The sequence below is a fragment of the Olsenella sp. KH1P3 genome, from assembly GCF_900167315.1.
GTDB classification, from domain to species: Bacteria; Actinomycetota; Coriobacteriia; order Coriobacteriales; family Atopobiaceae; genus Olsenella_J; species Olsenella_J umbonata_A.
Window position 1 is genome coordinate 475,562 of sequence record NZ_FUWQ01000001.1, and the last position, 19,211, is coordinate 494,772.

Sequence of the window (19,211 nt, forward strand, 5' to 3'; positions counted from 1 at the left end):
TTGCGGTCTATGTGCGGGGGCCGGACGAGCCGGCTAGCTAGATCGCGGGAGCGCCGAGGGGGAGGTGGCGTTCGCGTTGGCATTGCTCGGGTTATCGGCGGCGTCGGCTGCGTCCGCGCGCGTGGACTCGAAGTCGGCCATGTAGGCAAGGAGCGCGTCGATGGCCTTGGCCGGAACCGCGTTGTAGCAGCTCGCGCGCAGGCCGCCCAGGACGCGGTGGCCCTTGATGCCCACGATGTTGCGCTCGGCCGCGCCGGCCACGAAGGCGGCGTCGAGCTCGGGCGAGGGGGCGCGGAAGGTGACGTTGGCGATGGAGCGTGAAGGGCCCTGCGCCAGGGGGCTGAAGAGCGCGCTCTGGTCCAGGTAGTCGTACAGGCGATTGACCTTCTTCCAGTTTCGCTCCCGCATGGCGACAAGGCCGCCGGACTCCTCGATCCAGTGGAAGACCTTGCCGCACAGGTAGATTCCCCAGGTGTTGGGCGTGTTGTACATCGAGCCCTTGCTGGCCTGGAGACGGTAGCCCATGTAGGTGGGCACCACGTCGCCCAGTGCGGGGACGTCTCCCAGCAGGTCGTCGCGCACGATGACTATGGTGTTGCCCGCGGGGCCGGCGTTCTTCTGGACGCCGGCGAAGATCAGCCCGTAGCGGCTGACGTCGACGGGACACGAGAGGAACATGCTGCTGAGGTCAGCCACCAGGGGCACGCCGCCCGTGTCGGGCAGGTCGTGGTACATGGTGCCGTAGACAGTCTCGTTCTGGCAGAGGTAGACGTAGTCGAGGCCCTGGTCGACGGGGGAGGCGAGCGTCGGCACGCGGTCGAAGCTCGTGTCCTCGCTGCTTGCCAGGACGTCCGCCTGGCCGTACTTGCACGCCTCGAGCCAGGCCTTCTTGGACCAGTTTCCGCTCACTAGATAGCCGGCGTGGCGGCCGCGCATGAGGTTCATCGGGACGGCCGCGAACTGGAGCGTGGCGCCTCCCTGCATGAACAGGACGCGATAGTTGTCGGGGATTGCCATGATGCGCCTGAGCGTTGCCTCGGCGTCGTCGATGATCGCCTGGTAGGCCTGCGAGCGATGACTCATCTCCATGACGGACATGCCGCTGCCCTTGTAGTCGAGCATTTCCGCGGCAGCCTCGCGCAGCACCTCCTCGGGAATGGCCGAGGGGCCAGCAGAGAAGTTGAACGCTCGGGGCATGCAATCCTCCTTTGGAAACGGCTTTTTGAAACCATATACCAGTAGTGTTTCGACGGTGATAACGAAGTGCTTCGAGAAATCGCCGGAAGGAGCTCCCGCGTCCGCCGGGCTCGCGGCCCGCACCCAAGCGACGCCTTCTCTACCGTCTATGGCGCACCGGGCGATTGTCGCGCCATGCGTTGGGTAAAAGGACAAACATGTACGCAGGCCGGGTGCCGCCCGGCCACGCGCGACGCGCCAGACCCGGCGTGCCGCAGTCTGAAAGGGGTTTCCTATGGCAGGCGTTGACTTTGACTCTATGAGCGACCTTGCCCGCAAGGTCTTCTTGGCGGGCGTGGGTGCCGTGGCCACCGGGGCGGAGAAGTCCCAGGAGGTCGTGGCAGACCTCATCGAGAAGGGCGAGCTCACCGTCGAGCAGGGCAAGGCCGTGAACGAGGAGCTCAAGCGCAAGGTGTCGCAGGCCACCGAGGACACCACCGACTCGCTCCTGCGTGCCAAGTTCAAGACCATGACGCCCGAGGAGCGCGCCGAGTGGGTCGCCAAGGCCCAGAAGATCGCCGAGGACCTCGAGGCGGAGCCCGTCGAGGTCGAGGTGGACGATGCCGAGGCCGAGGGCGCCAAGGAGTAGCCTGCCTTGTCTGAGGACCGCACGACAGATCATCGCGCCGGCCGTGACGACGCGGGCGACGCGGAGAGGGACATGCCCAACGCACACGGGGAGGCACCTCGCGGCGCGGGGGATGACCCCTCCGCCGACTGGGTCGAGGACTCCCTCTTCGACGACCGGCTGGTCGACGACATGCTGGGGGAGGACGACGAGCCGATCTGGTACGACACCATCGGCATTTTCGGGGGCAGGTCGAGCGCGGCGAGCCGCTACCAGATCACGCGCGCCAAGAAGACCGCGCGCCTGGCCGAGATCCTGCGCATCGCCAGCCACTACGACATCTTCAGGGGCCTGACGCCCCTGACCTTCCGCAAGCTCCTTGAGGAGCTGGGGCCCACTTTCGTCAAGGCGGGCCAGATTCTCTCGATGCGCTCGGAGATCCTTCCCGAGAGCTTCTGCCACGAGCTCACCAAGCTGCGCTCCAACGTCGAACCCATGGACCGCGAACTGGTGCTCGAGACGCTGCGCGCCGAGTACCGCGAGCCGATAGAGGACATCTTCGACGCGATTGACGACGTGCCCCTGGGGTCGGCCTCTGTGGCGCAGGTGCACAAGGCGCGCCTGGCCACGGGCGAGCTCGTTGCCGTCAAGGTGCAGCGCCCCCACGTGCAGGAGATCATGGCGCAGGACATATCGATCATGCGCTCGCTGGCACGGCGCGCCTCTCGCTTCATAGGAGACGCGCAGTTCCTGGACCTGCAGTCCGTCGTGGACGAGCTGTGGCAGTCGTTCAGGGAGGAGACTGACTTTCTGGTCGAGGCCCACAGCCTCGAGGAGTTCCGGCGCAACAACGCGGACTGCGCATACGTCACCTGCCCCAAGCCCTACATCAAGCTCTGCACCGAGCACGTGGTGGTGATGGACTACGTGGAGGGCATCTCGATAGGCGACACCCGAAAGCTCTCGAGCCTGGGCTACGACCTGGGGGACATCGGACGGAAGCTCGTTGACAACTACGCCAGCCAGATGCTTGACGAGGGCTTCTTCCACGCCGACCCGCATCCCGGGAACCTTTTGGTCTCGGGTGGCAAAATCGTGTACATGGACCTCGGCATCATGGGCAGGCTGTCCTCGCACGACAGGGCGGCCCTGACCGAGATGGTCGAGGCCGTCGCCCTGCGTGACGCCGCCCGTCTCAAGAGTGGGCTACTGCGCTTCTCGGTGTCCGACGTCTCGGACGTCGACCACCCGGGGCTGCTCGCGGACCTCGACGGCATCATCGCGGACTTCGGCGAGGCGGACCTGTGCGACCTCGACCTCTCCGCGTTCATGAACGCGCTCATATCGATGGCGCGCAAGAACGGGATCGAGCTTCCCGGCACGGTCACCATGCTGGCCCGCTCGCTGGTCACCCTTGAGGGCGTGGTCGATGAGCTTCTGCCGGGCACGAGCATCGTCGAGATCGTGCGCGAGCACATTAAGGCGCACTCCGACCTTGCGGACAGCGCAAAGGCCGAGGCCAGGCGCCTCTCTCGCGCCTCGCTCGCGGCGACGCGCGGCCTGCTCGACGCCGCCGCGCAGAGCTCGACCGCCATGAACATGCTCACGCGCGGGCAGCTCAGGATGAACCTCGATCTGGTGGGCTACGAGGACCCCGTGGGCGACCTCGCGCGCTCGGCCGACCGCCTGACCATGGGCATCGTCATCGCAGGCCTGTTCATCGGCTCGTCGGTCGTCTACTACGCGCGCATCAAGCCCGTCATCTTCGGGGTGCCGGTCATCGGCTTCGTGGGCTACGTGGTCGCGTTCCTGATGGGGGTCTGGCTGGTGCGCAGCATCATGAGCGAGGGCAAGAGGCGCAGGTAGCCTGCTGCCTGCGCTGGCGCTCCGTTCATCGTCTCGTTACCTTGCGGCGCTATAGTCTCCCAAACCATCGGGCGAGAGGGGACGGCATGCCGCTGGGCACCAACACCGCGTTGGAGGGGCTTGCCCCATCGGAGATCAGGCGCTTCTCGGCGCTCGCGCGCAAGGTCCCGGGCTGTGTGGACCTCACGCTGGGCGAGCCTGCCGAGTGCACGGCGGGCCCCGTCTGCGACCAGGTTGCCCGTTCGCTCGACGCGGGACAGACGCACTACCCGCCCAACCGCGGCCGCGAGGGGCTGCGTGAGGCCATATGCGCGCACATGGCGTCCGGCGGGCTCTCGTTCTTGCCCGAGCAGGTGGTCGTCACCAACGGCGCCACCGAGGCGCTCTTCTCGGCCCTCTTCGCTCTGCTCGAGCCGGGAGACGAGCTCATCGTCCCCACGCCGGCCTTCCTGCTCTACGGAGCGGTCGCCACCCTCTGCCGCGCCCGCGTGGTCGCGCTCGACACCGCGCCCGACTCGTTCCAGATCGACCCCCAGAGGCTCATGGCCCTGGTCGGCCCCAGGACCAAGGCGATCGTGGTCACCTCGCCCAACAACCCCACGGGGGCCGTGCTTGACGCGCGGAGTCTCGACGCCGTCGCGACGGCTGCCGGGCGCGGGCTCTACGTCATCTGCGACGACGTGTACGACCAGCTGGTATATGCGGATGGCGTCCAGGGCTTCGCACTGCGCCACCCGGAGCTTTCCGACCGCACCGTTGTGGTCAACAGCATGAGCAAGCCCTACGCCATGACCGGCTGGAGGCTCGGCTGGCTCGCCGGTCCCCGGGAGCTGGTCGACCGGATCGCCATGGTCCACCAGTACGCCGTCTCGAGCGTCGTGAGCTTCACCCAGGACGCCGCGGCCCTGGCGCTCTCGACGGACGTCGCGCCCATGCGCGCGGCCTATCGCGCCCGCAGGGACCTCGTGCTGGAGCGGCTGGACGGGATGGGGCTTCCCGTGGTGCGTCCGGAAGGCGCGTTCTACGCGTTCCCGCGCATCGAGGAGCTTGGTCTGGGCTCGCGCGACTTCTGCGTTCGCGCCGCTCGCGAGGCGGGCGTCGCCCTGGTTCCCGGCGCGGCCTTCGGGGCCGAGGGCCACGTGCGCCTGAGCTATGCCTGCGCGGACGACGCGCTGGTGTGCGGGCTCGACCGGCTTGGCGACTTCGTGGGGGCGCTGCGCCCCTGACGCGGGGGGGCGAGGGGCACGCGCGCGGCGCGCGGCACGGGCCCCGCTACGGCATGAGCGTCAGCGCCTTGAGCGCCGCGAGACGTATACTTACGGGAGTCGACCTGTGCAGAACGGCTCTTTTAGTGTTGCCGCAAAAAAACGGGGAACATGTACGAGGAGGCTTCACCAGGAATTCGAAGAACGGGACAGTCGCAAGGCGTTTCTTGATTCCCCTTGGCATCATGCTGGCAATGGCTGCGGCAATCCTCGCTGGTGCTGGCGCGCCTACTGCATTTGCAGATAACGGCGATCTCGCTGCCACCGAAACTCCGTCTCTTGGCAGTGGCGATAAGGCCGTTCGCACCATCATGATTTACTTGGATGGCGCCAGCTCCGAGGAGACCGGCTCCGCGTGCACTGACATGCTCGAGGAATAGATAGCATCGAAGTTCAATCGCAGCGATTTCCGCATCATCGTCATGACGGGCGGCTCGCTCAAATGGCATCTGGATGCGGGCTACCTACGGGACAAAGACGACCACACCGGCACGCTGACCGAGATCAGCAGCGAGTACAATCAGGTCTGGGAAGTGTATGGAGCCACCGATAACGCCGAAAGCTACTTGAGGCTGTTAGACGGCGACGGCGTGAGCGACGACGGGGCTGCTGCCAAGAAGTCCGAAGACGAGCTCATGAGCGACCCGAACACATTGAAGAAGTTCATCAACTACGCCCATGGCATCGCGCCGGCGGGCAAATACGATCTGATCCTGAACGACCATGGCATGGGCCCCGAGGGCGGTTACGGCGTGGATGACCACGACACCGGGGACTCACATGCGTCAATATCCGTGCGCCAGCTCCGGCAGGCGATCTCGGACAGCGATGTTGTGCGGGATGAGGGCAAGTTCGACTTCATCGACTTGGACTGCTGCATGATGGGCAATTTCGAAACGGCGCTCGCCTTGTGGGATTACACAGACTATTATTTCGGGTCGGCGGACGTCAACCCGTTCCCAACGGTCGATTTCACGGCACTGTTCGATTACCTCGCAGATGCCCCCGATATGGATGCCTGGGACTTGGGACGCAAGTTCGTGGACCTTTTCGTCGATTACTATGACGAGCATCCCGAAAAGGTATCGGTAGGCCGTTCGGTCGGCCATTGCGCGATCAACGTAAAAGACCTCAAGGATAGTGGGATCGTGGACAAGCTGCTGACGGTCGCACGGCAGATGAGGGCAGAGGCGACACCGGGAGCTTCTACGACGAGATCCGCGTTCCGAAAGACGATTACCATTTCGTCATCACCAACCTGCAGGACTTCGCGACCGTGGTGGAGCAGCTCGGGATCGGATTGTACGAAACCGACTGGCAGGAGCCGGGGTTCCTGAACGCATACACGCAAACGGCGCTCGAGATCCAGAACATCTTGCATGATAAGGACATCGTCTATTCGAGGCACACGCAGAAATCGAAGGAAACGTATGCGTTCTTCGGCAGGAACGATGACGAGAGCATAAAGATAAGGGCTACGAAATCCCCGACAAGCGGGCTGAGCATCTTCCACTTCTTCAATCCTGCCAAAGGCGATGCTTCAGGGGAAGTGTCCTTCTACATCGATGCGATGAACGAGTTGGCTGGGTCGTATGCGGAAGGTTCGACCGAGAGGGAGCTGCTCGAGACGTACATGCAGGCAGTTCTCGATTACGAGTTGATCTGCAACGCCGGCGTGGCCGTCTCGACCCTTGTGGAAAACGGTTGCGCGCCTGACGAGATCGACTACGACAAGGTTCTGGAATACCTCCAGTCCCAGAAGTCCGAAAACCACGTCAAGAGGGGATGGGAGTACATCTCGAAGGCCTTTAAGGGAAGCGACAGGGACGTGCCGGCATGGCTCGGCGGGATCATAGACATCCAGCGCGAGGAGGTCTTGGATCACGACAAGGTCTCCCTTGCGACGGAATCGAAGGATGGGACGGATTACTATCGCATCGACGTTGCGGACACGCCCAAGCGGGTCATCGACGTCCCGGTGCTCACGGTGACGGCCAACAGGGAAGACGAGGTGTTCAAAAAGCCCACCAGGACGTTTTACGGCACCCGGGCGCCCGGCGGCGCGAGGGGGAGTCTGCTGACGATTACATGAGCGCCACCGACTCTTCCTACCTGATCCCGAAGTTCGACGGGCAATGGTATGCCGTGAAGGATGCGGATGGGAAAATGCATCTGGCATCCGATGCGTCGGACAACTCCGTTTACGCAGTTTTCTACTTGGGCGAGCAGCTTTTGGGTGCGGGAGAGCTGGTCTTCGATGAGAACGGCAAGGCGAAAAGCATCTACATCTACGGCAACACGATACCGATCCCCCTCGATACGCTCGATGACATGGTGACGGTGGCCCTTTGCAATGATCCGAGCCTTGGGAAAGCGGACCCCATAGACATGTTCATGCTGGAGAAGACGAACGCCGAGCTCGTGAAGGACAGCTACTCGAACCTGGGCATAGACGACGTCGAGGTCAAGCTCGCCATCTCGGACATGTACGACGTCCAGCATGAGGTCAAGCCGGAACTGAGCTTCGATCCTACCGGCGGGCGGTGGGACGACGGCACGGACGCCGTCAGGAAGTACGAACCCGCACTGGAAAGCGAGTTCGCCATCATCGACGCCCCGACGCGCGATGGCTATACGTTTGAATGTTGGGAAGGGTCTGAGTACCAACCAGGGCAACAATATCATGCGGACAGCGATCATGTGTTCACGGCAAAGTGGAAGAAGAACGACTCCAGCAGTGGTGACGACAACACTTCTGGTGGAGCAAAGAATGCCCAAACAAAATCAAGCCCGAGCAAGACGCCAAGCACGGGAGACCTCCTGAACCCGGCGCTCCTGCTGCTGGCGGTGCTGGCGTCAGGAGGGACGGTTGCGGTGGCTGCGAAGAAGCGAAAACGCGAATTGTAGCCGGGAACGAATTGCTGGGTTCCAGCATCCGGCAAGTGCTGTGGTACGGCCGCTAGAGTTAGTTTTTGCAAACAAACACATTTCCGCAGGTAATTCTGGCTCTACGATGAGTTTGTTGTGTCCATGATGCGCGTCGTAACGTTATCATCGCGATGCCTGCGTGGGGACGAAGATCGTCACCCTGGTCCCGCCCGCCTCGCGGGTTCCGATCTCCAGCGTGCCACCGCACTGCGCTTTTAGCCGCTCGCGGACGTTGTTAAGGGCGAAGTGCCGCTCATCCTCATCGGGCGGCGTAAAGCCAGGGCCGTTGTCCTCCACGATGATCTGCACGCCGCACCCAAGGTCGCGCGTGGCGACGGAGACCTGCAGCGGCTCCGAATCGGGGTCCATGCCGTGCTTGACGGCGTTCTCTACGATGTGCTGCAGCGTGAGGGGCGGAACGTTAAACGACGTGACCGGCGTGTCGAATTCCACGAACACCTGTCCCTCGTAACAGGCCTGCTCCACCGCGAGTTATGCCTTCGTATGCTCCAGCTCCCGCTCGAAGGAAATCGTTCCGTCCTCCGCAACGATCTCGAAGTTGCTCTGCAGGTAGCGGGAGAAGTCCAACGTTGTCTGCTGGGCCATTTCGGGATCCTTGGCAATAAGGTAGTAGATGCTCGTCAGCGTGTTGTGGATGAAGTGGGGCCTCATCTGCAGGACGGCGACGTGTGCTCGTTCCTGCGCGACCTCCTCCTTCTGGTCCAGGTAGCGACGGACCAGGCCAACCAAAAGGAGGAGCTCCACGAGAATGACCTGAATGGGCGGCGCCGCGAGAAAGCAGGCCAGGAACATAAGGCCCTGTACGTTCGTTATGTCTTTCCAGTACCGGACAAGCGTTACGAGGTTGATTGCCGTAAGCGCGGCTATCGAGGCGAACGTCAGGGCAATCCATGGCCCGAAATGGGGATCTTGACCAGCAACGACGCGCGCTTCCCCACTCAGCTTCGCCAGACACCCCGCAACGATCAGGATGCCAGTCAACACACATTCGATGCGTACAACCGCATTCGTTCGGAAGTCTCTCCCACTGCAGTAGACGAAATACGCGAACACGAGCAAGGAGGGAATCGGGGCTATCAGCGTTTCGGCAAGGCTCAGAGCAAGCACGGACGCGTACGACACGTCGGCTTGTGCAGCGCCGTTTCCCAAAAGGCCTACTACCGCACGGGCAATCGTCGATATCAGGATGGCGACGCACAAGCCCTTCGGCCATCGCTCGACGTCGCGGGCGATATAAAGCAATATCAGACCAAACGCCCCGAACAGGAGCGCGGACATATCCAGTGTTGCATAGAAATACTGTTCCGTTATCACAGCAGCCCTCGCACGGGATGCCGCAGCCTGGGAATCAGCCTGCGGACCTCCTCCGCCTTCAGCGGCTTCAGTATAAAACCGCAGGCGTCGGTGTTCCATGCGTCGAGGGAATATTCTGGGTATGCGGTGAGGTAGGCCACGTTAGCATTCGGCCTAATTTGCAGGAGCTCTTGGCAAAGGTCAAGTCCATTGGTCTTGCCCAGCTTGATGTCGAGAAGCACCAGCGCAACTGGGTTGTTCTTGAAATAGCGCACAGCTTCCGCCGGGCTTGCGAGACCGACGTCGTTTGCGTTCGGAAGCGCCTCCCGCAGAACGGGGAGGCCCTCTTCGAGGGCAATGGGACTGTCGTCCACCAGCAGGACGTTCGGGGCATCGTGGGACTCGTCTGCAGCTGCGAGCAGCGCCGCTGCGTCCGCGTCAAGCGCCCTGGCTATATGGGAGATCATGGCGGCGTTGGGCAATCGGTGCCCGGTTTCCCAGTTGGCGACCGCAGAACGAGTCACGTGCAGCCGGTTTGCCAGCTGCTGCTGTGACAGACCCTTTTCGGCCCTCGAGCGACACAGCGTTTCTCCGAAGTAGTTTGCCATGGCCCTTCTCGTCCCATCCCACCGCGCGAATAGCTTTGCTGCCTCGAAGCAGAATGCAATTCGGTCAAATATCTACCCACATACATAAATCCGCATTCACCAAAAGTGCTTGCATGAAACCCGTCACGAAACGAAACACCTTTCTGGGATCCCCCCCGCCCATTCTTAAAAGAAAATGAAAAAAAGAGTGGGTTCTTTGGTTGGCAGTACGGCTGGTACCAGCCAAACAAAGAAGAACGAATAGCGGAGAAAGGAGCTTGAAAAATGGATGGGAAAATCAAGAACGCGAAGAGCACGTTGAAGATCCTGGGCATCCTGAGCATCCTCCTGGGTGCCTTGGCTATTCTCCTCGGCGCCATGTCGATTGGCGGCGGCGGCGTTCTCGCTGGAGGAATTGCCACCTCGGGCGGTATGAGCTCAGCCGATGCGGAGACCGCCACCATGGTGACAGGCCTGGTGCTGGTCGGGGGAATCGTCCTCCTGATTTCGGGAATCTTCACCCTGCTCCTGGGTATCTTCTCGGTCCGTGCGTCGAACGATTTCAGCAAGGTCGGGCCGGCTTACGCCTTCGCGCTTATCGATCTCATCGTCTCGGTTGTCGGCGTCATCGTGAACTTTGCCGGAACTATGAATGTCTCGTCTCTGCTCGAGGGCGTCGTCGGAATCGTTTTCGCCGCCTGCATCTTCTGGGCAGCGAAGACCATCAAGGATTACAATGCTGGTGGTGGCAACCCCGGCAATGGCCAGCTCCCTCCACAGTAGTGAGCACCTGTTTCAATCGCATCGCTGGAAAGGAGAGCGCCCGGTGTTTTTCCGGGCGCTCTCCTTTTGCACCGCGGAGCGTGAAGCCCTCGACGGCACGAAATCGCTGGTTGACGTAGTACACTACCACCGCTCCGGTTCCGGGACGGCATGATGGGGCATCGGCACCCGAAGCCGATGTCCCCTTTTTTGCTTCAACGGGACCAGCCGCCCCTGTCGTGGCTGACCGAGTGTTGGTGCGAGGGGGGAGTCCCCGTGCGAGCCGGAGTGGTGGTCGTGCCATGAGCCCGAGTCGTGCCGGGGCTCGTGGTTGCTGACCGGCCTGGGCCTGCGGGCGGGCAGCATCCCGTGCCCGACGGCGAACTTGTGGGCGTCCCCAAAACGCCCAAGTTTATCGGCTATGGTCGCCTTGCCCTGCGCGTCTTCGGCGGCTTCCAGGTCGCGCTCCAGCAGCCCGATCTGCCAGTCGATGTCGGCGATCGAGGCGATGCGGGGGTCTCTGAGCGCCTCCATGAGCCTCGCCAGCTCGCCGAGCTCGTCCAGGTCGCGAACCAGCACGGCGCCCTCGATGCGCTTGTCGATGGCATCGCATTTTAGGGCCGTAGGATACCCCCACTCCCATTCCAGCGCCTGCTTGCCGTAGCAGCGCCCCAGCTTCTCGCCGCCGACCCTGCGGGCTGGATGGTCGGAGAGCGCGTAGAGGAAGTCGCGTCGCCGTGCGTTGGGGGAGTTGAGCGAGAGCTCCACGCCCAGCGCCCCCAGAACGCTGCGGTAGCTCGCCTCGTCGTGGGCGAGGGCGCGGGCCGTCCGGGCGCGCTGCCTGATGTCGGCGACCCAGCTGTACCCGCCCTTGCGCTCAATTCTGCGCTCGGCTCGCCCCTTGTACTCGCGTTGGGTCGTCCTGGCCTCGCCGCCCTTGGCTCGCCGGTCGAATACCGCGTGCTCGTCGGCGAGGTATCCCAGCCCCCGCTCGCGGGCCATCCGCTGCAGGTCGCGGTTGAGCCCCTTGGGGTCGGGGACGTGAAGGCGCCTTCCGGTCTCGACGTTGGTGTTGCCCACGACGACGTGCGCGTGCGGGATGGCGTGCTCGTTGTCGTCGTGGTAGACGATGGTCACCTGGTACTCGCCGAAGTGTCTCTCCGCCCAGCTGAGCGCCAGCTCGCGCAGGCGCTCCAAGTCGACCTTGTCTGCGGGGTCGGGGCTCACGACGTAGTGGCGGTACGTGATGGCAGGCCTGCCGCGGTAGGGCTCGCCGTTGCCGTAGACGGCCCTGAGCTCGTCCATCTCCGCCGCCCAGCCGCGGGCCTCGCCGCCGCCCCGCTCCATGCAGTCGAGGTTGACGAAGTCGTGGCCTATGGCGCGGCCTCCCCGCTCGAGGTAGCGCTCGATGGCTGCCATTGTTTCCATATTGAGGGGCGTGGGCATGAACGAGATCGCAAGGCGAATACTGGTTGATCAGGGGCTAAAACCTGTTGAATTTGAACAACCCCATGTAATTGATTTAATTCGAAAACCTATATCAGATGTGTGGACTGTTGTATGCACACACAATGACAAAGTTTTCGGCACTCCGGCAATCTTTTGCTGTTTTGCCAATATGGAACATAAAGCGCAAATCTTAGAGGAATCCAATTGGCTCAAGCATCCTGATAGCTTTTCTCCTGGATTTTGCATGAGCGCCGGTTCTGCGCGATTTGATTCAAGCAGCTATGACGGTTTTCACTTCATAGTTATGGAGCAGTATTTTCACAGCCTCGAAGAAGCCCAATTCCATTTGAACCAAGAATTTGCGCTTCTCTTCGAGCTGTATCGAGACCCTAGTGGTAATTACTACAAGATTGACGAATGTGGCAATCGTGAACCAGTTGTTGTGTTTGAGAAACACCAGGTAAAGGTAAAAACTAAATACCTACTCCGCTATATGTGCGCCAGGCAATTCCTATTTATCCAATTCGTCGATTTGCGGGTAAGTACACCAGGCCATATGCCGTTTCATACAGATCCTATGGGCGACGACAGCGATGCTGGCCCAAATTACATTTTCGATCGCTGGTACCAAGGCAACGAAACTGAAAACTATCTGCTATCGATGATATATGCCAGAAGCTATGTTGAACCTGGCCCTATTGAGGACTGCGGACTCTGGCCTTACGACGAAGATGAGGAGCAGTACCCGGAGTTCATTATTAATGGGCTGCCTGACGGGTCATTCGAACGTTTCACATGCGAAGAATCAAAGCTGACGACGCGCTGGTGCGCGGGCTCGACCGGCTTGGCGACTTCGTGGGGGCGCTGCGCCCCTGACGCGGGGAGCGAGGGGCACGCCGCGGCGCGCGGCACGGGCCCCGCTACGGCATGAGCGCCAGCGCCTTGAGCGCCGCGAGACCGCCCGCGAGCGCTCGCTCGTCGAAGTCGAAGCCGTCCGAGTGGAGCGAAGGCACTTCTCCCACGCCCAAGAGCAGGAACACGCCGGGCAGCTGCCTCTGGTACCAGGCGAAGTCCTCGGCGATCATGTACGGCTCCTCGATGATCTGGAGTTCCGGCACGCGCTCGGCGACGCGCCCGAAGAGCTCCGGGTCGTTCGTGACGGGTGGGTATCCCTCGGCGAAGTCGACCTCCGCCGTGCAGCCACAGCTCGCCGCGGCGCGTGCTGCCAGCTCGCGCACCTCCGCCATCACCTCGTCGCGCAGCTCGACGTCGAACGTGCGCAGCGAGCCCTCCAAGCGCGCCCTGTCGGCTATCTGGTTGCAGACGAGGCCGCCCTGCAGGGTGCCGAACTTGAGGACGACGCCCTCGCGCCCGCGCGCGGCCTCCCTCTGGCACAGCCGCTCGATGTGGTCGTAGGTCGCGGTCAGGAAGCGCGCCGCGGCCTCCACCGCGTCGGCCCCCAGTTCGGCGCGGGCTATGTGGGCGGTACGGCCCAGGAAGGTCACGTGCGTCTCGTTTCCCGCTGCCAGGAGCGCCCCCGGCCTGCCGGCAAGCCGTCCCTCTGGAAGCCCGGGCCACAGGTGAAGCCCGAAGATGCGGTCGACGCCGCACTCCTCTAACGCGCCGCTCTGGCAGATGCCGCGCGCGCCGCCCGTCGTCTCCTCGGCGGGCTGGAAGACCAAAAGGAGGCTCCGTCCCAGGCGATCCAGGTTCTGCGGCAGCCATTGGGCAAGCGTCAGCAGCATCGCCATGTGCCCGTCGTGTCCGCAGGCGTGCATGTGCCCCTCGATGCGCGAGGCGTACGCCGCGCCCGTGCGCTCGGTGACGGGCAGGGCGTCCATGTCGGAGCGCAGTGCGGTCGCGTGCGGGGTGCCCCTGTCGACGTAGAGGCAGAGCGCGGAGCGCGAGGGCGAGAAGACCGTTGCCCTCCCGCCGCGGGACGTGATGTCCCCGGCGGCCGGCTCGAGGATCCCGCGCACGTAGGCGAGGGTGCGGGGGAGGTCGTAGTCGAGCTCCGGTATCTGGTGAAGCGCGCGACGGTGCTCCCTGAGCATCCGCCCCTCGATCGGCTCTGCCATGTTCTTCTCCTCTGGTCCATCTGCTTGCCCGCGCGCCCGGAGCCCGCCTTGCGGGCTCACCAGACATGCGTCTTGCAATTATCCGACCGGAAGTTGTCATTCGCCCGAATAAGTCAACTTTGTTAACCGTTGCGATGAATGGCGTTTCAGCCCGTAGAATCATCCCAACGAAAGAGGTGCGGAAGTGATGAGCGCGGGCGAGCCGGCAGGCGCGGACCCCGCGGGAGGCTAAATCCGCCGAACTCCTTGGCCCGGCAGGGCGAGGGGTGGGCCAGCGGGGAAGACCCGCCGGACTGTCTGTGGGGGCATCCCACAGTTGCGCTTTCCCGACGCGAGCATTCGCGGGCCGCAGCTGTGGGACTGGCGTCGGGGGGCATCGTGGAGCGCAAGAGACCGTTTGCAAGCAGGGAGCGGCTGGAGTCCATCGCGACTCGCTATCCCACGCCGTTCTACCTTTACGACGAGAAGGGCCTGCGCGCCAACTTGGAGCGCATCCTGCGCGCGTTCTCGTGGAACCCTGGGTTCAGGCAGTTCTTTGCCGTCAAGGCGACGCCGAACCCCGCGCTCATCCAGATTATGCGCGAGTACGGCTGCGGCGTCGACTGCAGCAGCCTGACCGAGCTCATGCTTGCCGAGGCCATGGGGATCTCGGGCGAGGACATCATGTTCAGCAGCAATGACACCCCGCTCGACGAGTTCGCCCACGCGCATCGCCTGGGGGCCATCGTCAACCTGGACGACATCACGCACATCGACTCGTTCGCGGAGGCGATCGAGGGCGAGGCGCTCCCCGATACCATGAGCCTGCGCTTCAATCCCGGGGGCGACTTCTCGTTCGCCAACGGCATCTTCGGCCGCCCGGAGGACGCGAAGTTCGGCCTGATGGAGCCGCAGATGCTCGAGGCGGCCCGCCGCCTCGCGTCGATGGGCGTGCGCAACGTGGGCATCCACGCGCTCCTGGCCAGCAACACCCTCACGAACGAGTACTATCCCGCGCTCGCGAGACGCCTGTTCGAGCTCGCGGTGCGCCTGCGGGCCGAGGCGGGCGTGCGCGTGCCGTTCGTCAACCTCTCGGGCGGGGTGGGCATCGCGTACCGCCCCGAGGAGGAGCCCAACGACATCGAGGCCATCGGCGCGGGCGTGCGCCGCGCGTTCGACGAGGTGCTCGTGCCCGCCGGCATGGGCGACGTCGCCATCTTCACCGAGATGGGCCGCTTCGTGACGGGGCCGTACGGGGCGCTGGTCACGCGCGTCATCCACCGCAAGAGCACCTACCACGACTACCTGGGCGTCGATGCCTGCGCGGCGAACCTCATGCGACCGATGCTCTACGGCGCCTACCACCACATCACCGTCATGGGCAAGGAGGACGAGCCTGCGACGCACGCCTACGACGTGACGGGAATGCTGTGCGAGAACAGCGACCGGCTCGCAAGCGACCGCGCTCTGCCCGAGGTGGAGGTGGGCGACCTGCTCTTCGTCCACGACGCGGGTGCCCACGGCCACTCGATGGGATACAACTACAACGGGCGGCTGCGCTCGGCCGAGCTCCTGCTCCAGGCCGACGGCGGCGTGCGCTGCATCCGCCGCGCCGAGAGGCCGTCCGACTACTTCGCGACGCTCGACGTGCTGCCCATCGCGCCCAAGCTGGGCGTCAAGCCGGCGGCGTCTTCCGCGGCCCGGCCCAAGCCCGCGCGTCCCTAGGGGCGCAATGCCGAAGCGGCAGCATCTGCTGGCTGGCATACGTTTTTTGGAGGGGCGTCGCGCGCCCTTCTCGCGCATCGCAACGGACACGCATGACGAAGCGGGCCGCACGGAGCGGCCCGAGAGGAGGCTGCCATGGGAATGGACAAGCTGAGGGGATCGATAGTCGCATTGGTCACGCCGTTTGACGAGCGGGGGGCCATCGACTTCGACGCGCTCGGCCGCCTGGTCGACTACCAGCTCGAGGGCGGAACCGACGGAATCCTGGTGCTGGGGACGACGGGCGAGTCGTCAACCATGACCGACATCGAGGACTACGAGGTCGCGCGCTTCGTGAAGGAGCGCGTCGCGGGTCGCGTGCCCGTCATCGGTGGCGCGGGCTCCAACTCGACGCAGGAGTCGCTCGACAAGAGCCTCGGCCTTCAGCAGCTGGGCCTCGACGGGCTCCTGCTCATCACGCCCTACTACAACAAGTCCAACGAGGAGGGCATCTACCGCCACTTCAAGACGGTCCTCGACGCCGTCGACATCCCCTGCATCCTGTACAACATCCCCGGGAGAACCGGCTGCAAGATCAGCGAAGAGAACGTGGCGCGCCTCTGCGGCCACCCCAACGCCTGGGGCATCAAGGAGGCCAGCGGAGACATCGCCTATGCGACGGCCGTCGCCCGCTACGTGAGCGACGACTTCCGCATGTTCAGCGGAAACGACGACATGGTCGTGCCCATCCTCTCGCTGGGCGGCTCGGGCGTCATCAGCGTGTGGGCCGACGTCGCGCCCGCCGCGGTGCACGAGATGTGCGAGGCCTGGTTCGCCGGAGACGTCGCGCGCGCCCGCGAGATCCAGCTGGGCAACCTCGAGCTGGTACACTCTCTGTTCGCAGAGGTAAACCCCATTCCGGTCAAGGCTGCGCTGGCGAGCATGGGGCTGATCCACGAGGGCTACCGCGCGCCCCTGTGGGAGCCGACGGACGAAACGCGCTCGCGCCTCGCCGCTGCGCTGAAGGGAGCTGGTCTGATTGACTAACGAAGCCGCACGCACGAGCGTCATCCTCATCGGCGGCGGACGCATGGGCACGCTGATAGCCAAGACGCTCGAGGCCGAGGGCGGCTTCGAGGTCCTGGACACCTACGGGTCTCGTGACGCTGCCCAGCTGGACCGGGAGGCGCCGCGCGCCGACGTCGCCATCGACTTCAGCAACCGAGCGGCCCTTCCGCACGCCCTCGCCTACGTCAGGAGGACCGGCGCCGCGCTGGTCAGCGGCACCACGGGCTACGCACCCGAGGAGCTGGAGCAGATTCGTGCCCTGGGCGAGGCCTGTGCCGTCACCTGGAGCGCCAACTACTCGCTGGGCGTCGCGGTCCTGCGCCGCGCCACCGAGGTCGTCGCGCGCGGTCTGGGCGACTGGGACTGCGAAATCGTCGAGACGCACCACAACCAGAAGGCCGACGCGCCCTCCGGCACCGCCAAGCTGCTGCTCGGGGCCGTTGACCCCGCGGGCTCGATGGAGGTCGTCTGCGGCCGTGAGGGCATGGTGGGACCGCGCGGAAGGCGCGAGGTCGGCATGCACAGCCTGCGTGGCGGCACCGTCGCGGGCACGCACGAGGTGCACTTCTTCGGGACCGACGAGGAGGTCTGCCTGACCCACCGGGCGACGAGCCGCCAGATCTTCGCGAGCGGGGCCGTCGCCGCGGCGCGCCGCATCGTGGGTCGCGAACCCGGATTCTATACCTTTGACCAGCTCATGTTTGGAGAATAGCCGTCGGGTCGGAAGTGCCGCCCGCCGCGAGTGAGGGAGAGCCATGGACGCTCAAGAGATCATCAGCTACATCGCCAGCGCACCCAAGAAGACGCCAGTGCGCGTCTTCGTGCGCGAGCGTGAGGGGGCCAGTGTCGACTACGGACCGGAAGCCCACGTCTTCGGCGCGGGCGACAAGGTCGTCTTCGGAGACTGGGAGCAGGTCGGGCCGGCGCTCGCGGCCGCGGCCGACGACATAGAGGACGTCGTGGTCGAGAACGACCGCCGCAACTCGGGCGTGCCGCTTCTGGACATCAAGGGCGTGAATGCCCGCATCGAGCCGGGTGCCCTCATCCGCGAGAAGGTCCAGATTGGCGACGGCGCCGTCGTCATGATGGGCGCCATCATCAACATCGGCGCCGTCGTCGGACCGGGCACCATGATCGACATGGGTGCCGTGCTGGGCGGACGCGCCATCGTGGGCGCACGTTGCCACGTGGGCGCCGGCACCGTTCTTGCGGGCGTCGTCGAGCCGGCGAGCGCCACGCCGGTCGTCATCGAGGACGACGTCATGCTGGGCGCCAACGCTGTCGTGATCGAGGGCGTGCGCGTCGGGGCGGGTGCCGTGGTGGCCGCGGGTGCGGTCGTCGTCGAGGACGTCCCCGCGGGGGCCGTCGTGGCGGGATGCCCCGCGCGCGTCATCAAGATGAAGGACGAACGCACCGCCGCCAAGACTGCGCTCGTCGACGCGCTCAGGCAGATCTAGCCGCGGAGCTGCCTGGACTCCGCATACTCGCATTCGAGCTCGAACGCCCGGGGTGCCGTGAACGGTGCCTCGGGCGTTCGCCTTTTCGGGTGCCCCGTCGGCGAGGTATCCCTATGAGTCGCGTGCTATATGTGATAGTCTGACTATCGTATTGATAGTCAGACTATCATCATGTTTGGGGGAGCGGTCGGATGACGGATCGGAAGGGCGCGGCGTCTGGGTTTGCTCCCGGCGCCCTCGACGGCGCAAATTGGTCGCGGCCTCTTGCGGGGGAGGGCTGCCTCGCTGACCTTGCCCCGACCGGCCGCCTAAGGCTCGGCCAGTTCGACCTCCACGTGGTCGAGTGTGCGGCGGAGCTCTTCCTGCGCGAGGGCATCGCCAGCGTGAAGATGATCGACATCGCCGATGCGGCCCAGGTGGGCGTCGCGACCCTCTACCGGCACTTCTCGACCAAGACCGCCCTGGCGGTCGGCGCCGCCACGCTCATGTGGTCGTACTTCAACGATCGCATAAGCTCGCTGGTCGAGAGTGCGGAGTTCCTGGACATGAGCGGGGCCCAGAGACTCGAGCGCCTTCTGGGCGAGTACGCGGCCAGCTACGTCCAGAACAGCTCCTTCGTGTCGTTTCTGGACGAGTTTGACCACCTGGTGCTCTCCGAGGGGCTCCAGGCGGATGACCTCGAGGCGTATGGTGCGCAGATCGACTCGTTCTACCTCATGTTCGACGACGCCTACCTGCTGGGGAGGCAGGACGGCTCCGTCGTGCGAGAGGTCGACTTCAGGACCTTCTACACCAGCGTCGCGCATGCGCTCATCGGCGTCGCCCAGAAGCTGTCGCGCGGCGAGGTCATCTCGTCGGACCGCTTCGCCAACGGCACCAAGGAGCTCGAGTACATCATCGACATGGCCGTCAGCTACCTGAGCCAAGGCACAACCTGATCGGTTGAGGAT

At 64.1% G+C, this 19,211-nt stretch carries 20 protein-coding genes and 1 riboswitch; of the genes, 14 read left to right on the plus strand and 6 right to left on the minus strand.

The window, feature by feature from the left end; translation table 11 throughout:
- Positions 1 to 33: 33 nt before the first annotated feature.
- A complete protein-coding gene (gene serC / locus B5D13_RS01965) occupies positions 34 to 1,197 on the minus strand; it encodes a 3-phosphoserine/phosphohydroxythreonine transaminase (protein ID WP_078686612.1) in 1,164 nt (387 codons plus the stop codon).
- Between the two features lie 274 nt (positions 1,198 to 1,471).
- On the opposite strand from serC, the gene B5D13_RS01970 reads away from it, so the two are divergent.
- The 7 genes from B5D13_RS01970 to B5D13_RS08710 all read left to right on the plus strand — a co-directional run bounded on the left by B5D13_RS01970 (position 1,472) and on the right by B5D13_RS08710 (position 7,842).
- Positions 1,472 to 1,825, plus strand: a complete 354-nt coding sequence (locus B5D13_RS01970) for a phasin family protein (RefSeq protein WP_078686614.1) — start codon at positions 1,472 to 1,474, stop codon at positions 1,823 to 1,825.
- A 6-nt stretch (positions 1,826 to 1,831) separates the two neighbouring features.
- Positions 1,832 to 3,670, plus strand: a complete 1,839-nt coding sequence (locus tag B5D13_RS01975; protein WP_234970625.1) for an ABC1 kinase family protein — start codon at positions 1,832 to 1,834, stop codon at positions 3,668 to 3,670.
- A gap of 86 nt (positions 3,671 to 3,756) precedes the next feature.
- On the plus strand, positions 3,757 to 4,896 hold the full coding sequence (locus tag B5D13_RS01980; RefSeq protein ID WP_078686616.1) for a pyridoxal phosphate-dependent aminotransferase: 1,140 nt from the start codon (positions 3,757 to 3,759) through the stop codon (positions 4,894 to 4,896).
- Between the two features lie 206 nt (positions 4,897 to 5,102).
- On the plus strand, positions 5,103 to 5,315 hold the full coding sequence (locus B5D13_RS08705; RefSeq protein ID WP_078686617.1) for a hypothetical protein: 213 nt from the start codon (positions 5,103 to 5,105) through the stop codon (positions 5,313 to 5,315).
- A gap of 42 nt (positions 5,316 to 5,357) precedes the next feature.
- A complete protein-coding gene (locus B5D13_RS01990) occupies positions 5,358 to 6,272 on the plus strand; it encodes a clostripain-related cysteine peptidase (protein WP_078686619.1) in 915 nt (304 codons plus the stop codon).
- A complete protein-coding gene (locus B5D13_RS01995; RefSeq protein ID WP_143327732.1) occupies positions 6,236 to 7,027 on the plus strand; it encodes a hypothetical protein in 792 nt (263 codons plus the stop codon). The genes B5D13_RS01990 and B5D13_RS01995 overlap by 37 nt, the downstream gene beginning before the upstream one ends.
- Entirely contained in the window at positions 7,024 to 7,842 is an 819-nt protein-coding gene (locus B5D13_RS08710; protein ID WP_078686622.1) for an LPXTG cell wall anchor domain-containing protein, read from the plus strand. The genes B5D13_RS01995 and B5D13_RS08710 overlap by 4 nt, the downstream gene beginning before the upstream one ends.
- Positions 7,843 to 7,986: 144 nt before the next feature.
- On the opposite strand, the gene B5D13_RS02005 is transcribed toward B5D13_RS08710, so the two are convergent.
- From B5D13_RS02005 to B5D13_RS02015, 3 genes are read right to left on the minus strand one after another with little or no spacing between them, the layout of a single operon-like run.
- Complete coding sequence (locus tag B5D13_RS02005) at positions 7,987 to 8,349, minus strand: ATP-binding protein (RefSeq protein ID WP_078686623.1); 363 nt, start codon at positions 8,347 to 8,349, stop codon at positions 7,987 to 7,989.
- A gap of 6 nt (positions 8,350 to 8,355) precedes the next feature.
- Positions 8,356 to 9,198: a histidine kinase gene (locus tag B5D13_RS02010; protein ID WP_159443968.1), complete on the minus strand. Its 843-nt coding sequence runs from the start codon at positions 9,196 to 9,198 to the stop codon at positions 8,356 to 8,358.
- Positions 9,195 to 9,785, minus strand: coding sequence for a response regulator (locus tag B5D13_RS02015; protein ID WP_078686627.1), 591 nt, complete (start codon positions 9,783 to 9,785; stop codon positions 9,195 to 9,197). Before B5D13_RS02015 ends, B5D13_RS02010 begins: the two co-directional genes overlap by 4 nt.
- 264 nt (positions 9,786 to 10,049) lie before the next feature.
- On the opposite strand from B5D13_RS02015, the gene B5D13_RS02020 reads away from it, so the two are divergent.
- Complete coding sequence (locus tag B5D13_RS02020) at positions 10,050 to 10,547, plus strand: hypothetical protein (protein ID WP_078686629.1); 498 nt, start codon at positions 10,050 to 10,052, stop codon at positions 10,545 to 10,547.
- 123 nt (positions 10,548 to 10,670) lie between these two features.
- Here B5D13_RS02020 and B5D13_RS02025 read toward each other — a convergent pair whose 3' ends face one another.
- Positions 10,671 to 11,945 (minus strand): relaxase/mobilization nuclease domain-containing protein, encoded by a 1,275-nt coding sequence (locus tag B5D13_RS02025; RefSeq protein ID WP_159443969.1) that lies wholly within the window; start codon positions 11,943 to 11,945, stop codon positions 10,671 to 10,673.
- A gap of 25 nt (positions 11,946 to 11,970) precedes the next feature.
- On the opposite strand from B5D13_RS02025, the gene B5D13_RS02030 reads away from it, so the two are divergent.
- On the plus strand, positions 11,971 to 12,906 hold the full coding sequence (locus tag B5D13_RS02030; RefSeq protein WP_143327734.1) for a hypothetical protein: 936 nt from the start codon (positions 11,971 to 11,973) through the stop codon (positions 12,904 to 12,906).
- On the opposite strand, the gene B5D13_RS02035 is transcribed toward B5D13_RS02030, so the two are convergent.
- Entirely contained in the window at positions 12,896 to 14,053 is a 1,158-nt protein-coding gene (locus tag B5D13_RS02035; RefSeq protein ID WP_090991457.1) for a M20 metallopeptidase family protein, read from the minus strand. The two genes, B5D13_RS02030 and B5D13_RS02035, sit on opposite strands and share 11 nt — an antisense overlap.
- A gap of 163 nt (positions 14,054 to 14,216) precedes the next feature.
- Positions 14,217 to 14,385: riboswitch (Lysine riboswitch) on the plus strand.
- Positions 14,386 to 14,431: 46 nt separating this feature from the next.
- On the opposite strand from B5D13_RS02035, the gene B5D13_RS02040 reads away from it, so the two are divergent.
- The 5 genes from B5D13_RS02040 to B5D13_RS02060 all read left to right on the plus strand — a co-directional run bounded on the left by B5D13_RS02040 (position 14,432) and on the right by B5D13_RS02060 (position 19,199).
- On the plus strand, positions 14,432 to 15,757 hold the full coding sequence (locus B5D13_RS02040; protein WP_234970626.1) for a diaminopimelate decarboxylase family protein: 1,326 nt from the start codon (positions 14,432 to 14,434) through the stop codon (positions 15,755 to 15,757).
- A gap of 135 nt (positions 15,758 to 15,892) precedes the next feature.
- The gene (dapA, locus tag B5D13_RS02045) at positions 15,893 to 16,783 is read left to right on the plus strand and encodes a 4-hydroxy-tetrahydrodipicolinate synthase (protein WP_078686635.1); all 891 of its coding nucleotides are present in this window, start codon (positions 15,893 to 15,895) and stop codon (positions 16,781 to 16,783) included.
- Positions 16,776 to 17,516: a 4-hydroxy-tetrahydrodipicolinate reductase gene (gene dapB / locus B5D13_RS02050; protein ID WP_234970627.1), complete on the plus strand. Its 741-nt coding sequence runs from the start codon at positions 16,776 to 16,778 to the stop codon at positions 17,514 to 17,516. The genes dapA and dapB overlap by 8 nt, the downstream gene beginning before the upstream one ends.
- A 43-nt stretch (positions 17,517 to 17,559) precedes the next feature.
- Positions 17,560 to 18,261 (plus strand): 2,3,4,5-tetrahydropyridine-2,6-dicarboxylate N-acetyltransferase, encoded by a 702-nt coding sequence (dapD, locus tag B5D13_RS02055; protein ID WP_078686637.1) that lies wholly within the window; start codon positions 17,560 to 17,562, stop codon positions 18,259 to 18,261.
- Between the two features lie 191 nt (positions 18,262 to 18,452).
- Positions 18,453 to 19,199 carry a TetR/AcrR family transcriptional regulator gene (locus B5D13_RS02060; RefSeq protein WP_078686638.1) on the plus strand — a complete coding sequence of 249 codons (747 nt, stop codon included), beginning with the start codon at positions 18,453 to 18,455 and terminating at the stop codon, positions 19,197 to 19,199.
- Positions 19,200 to 19,211 lie beyond the last annotated feature (12 nt).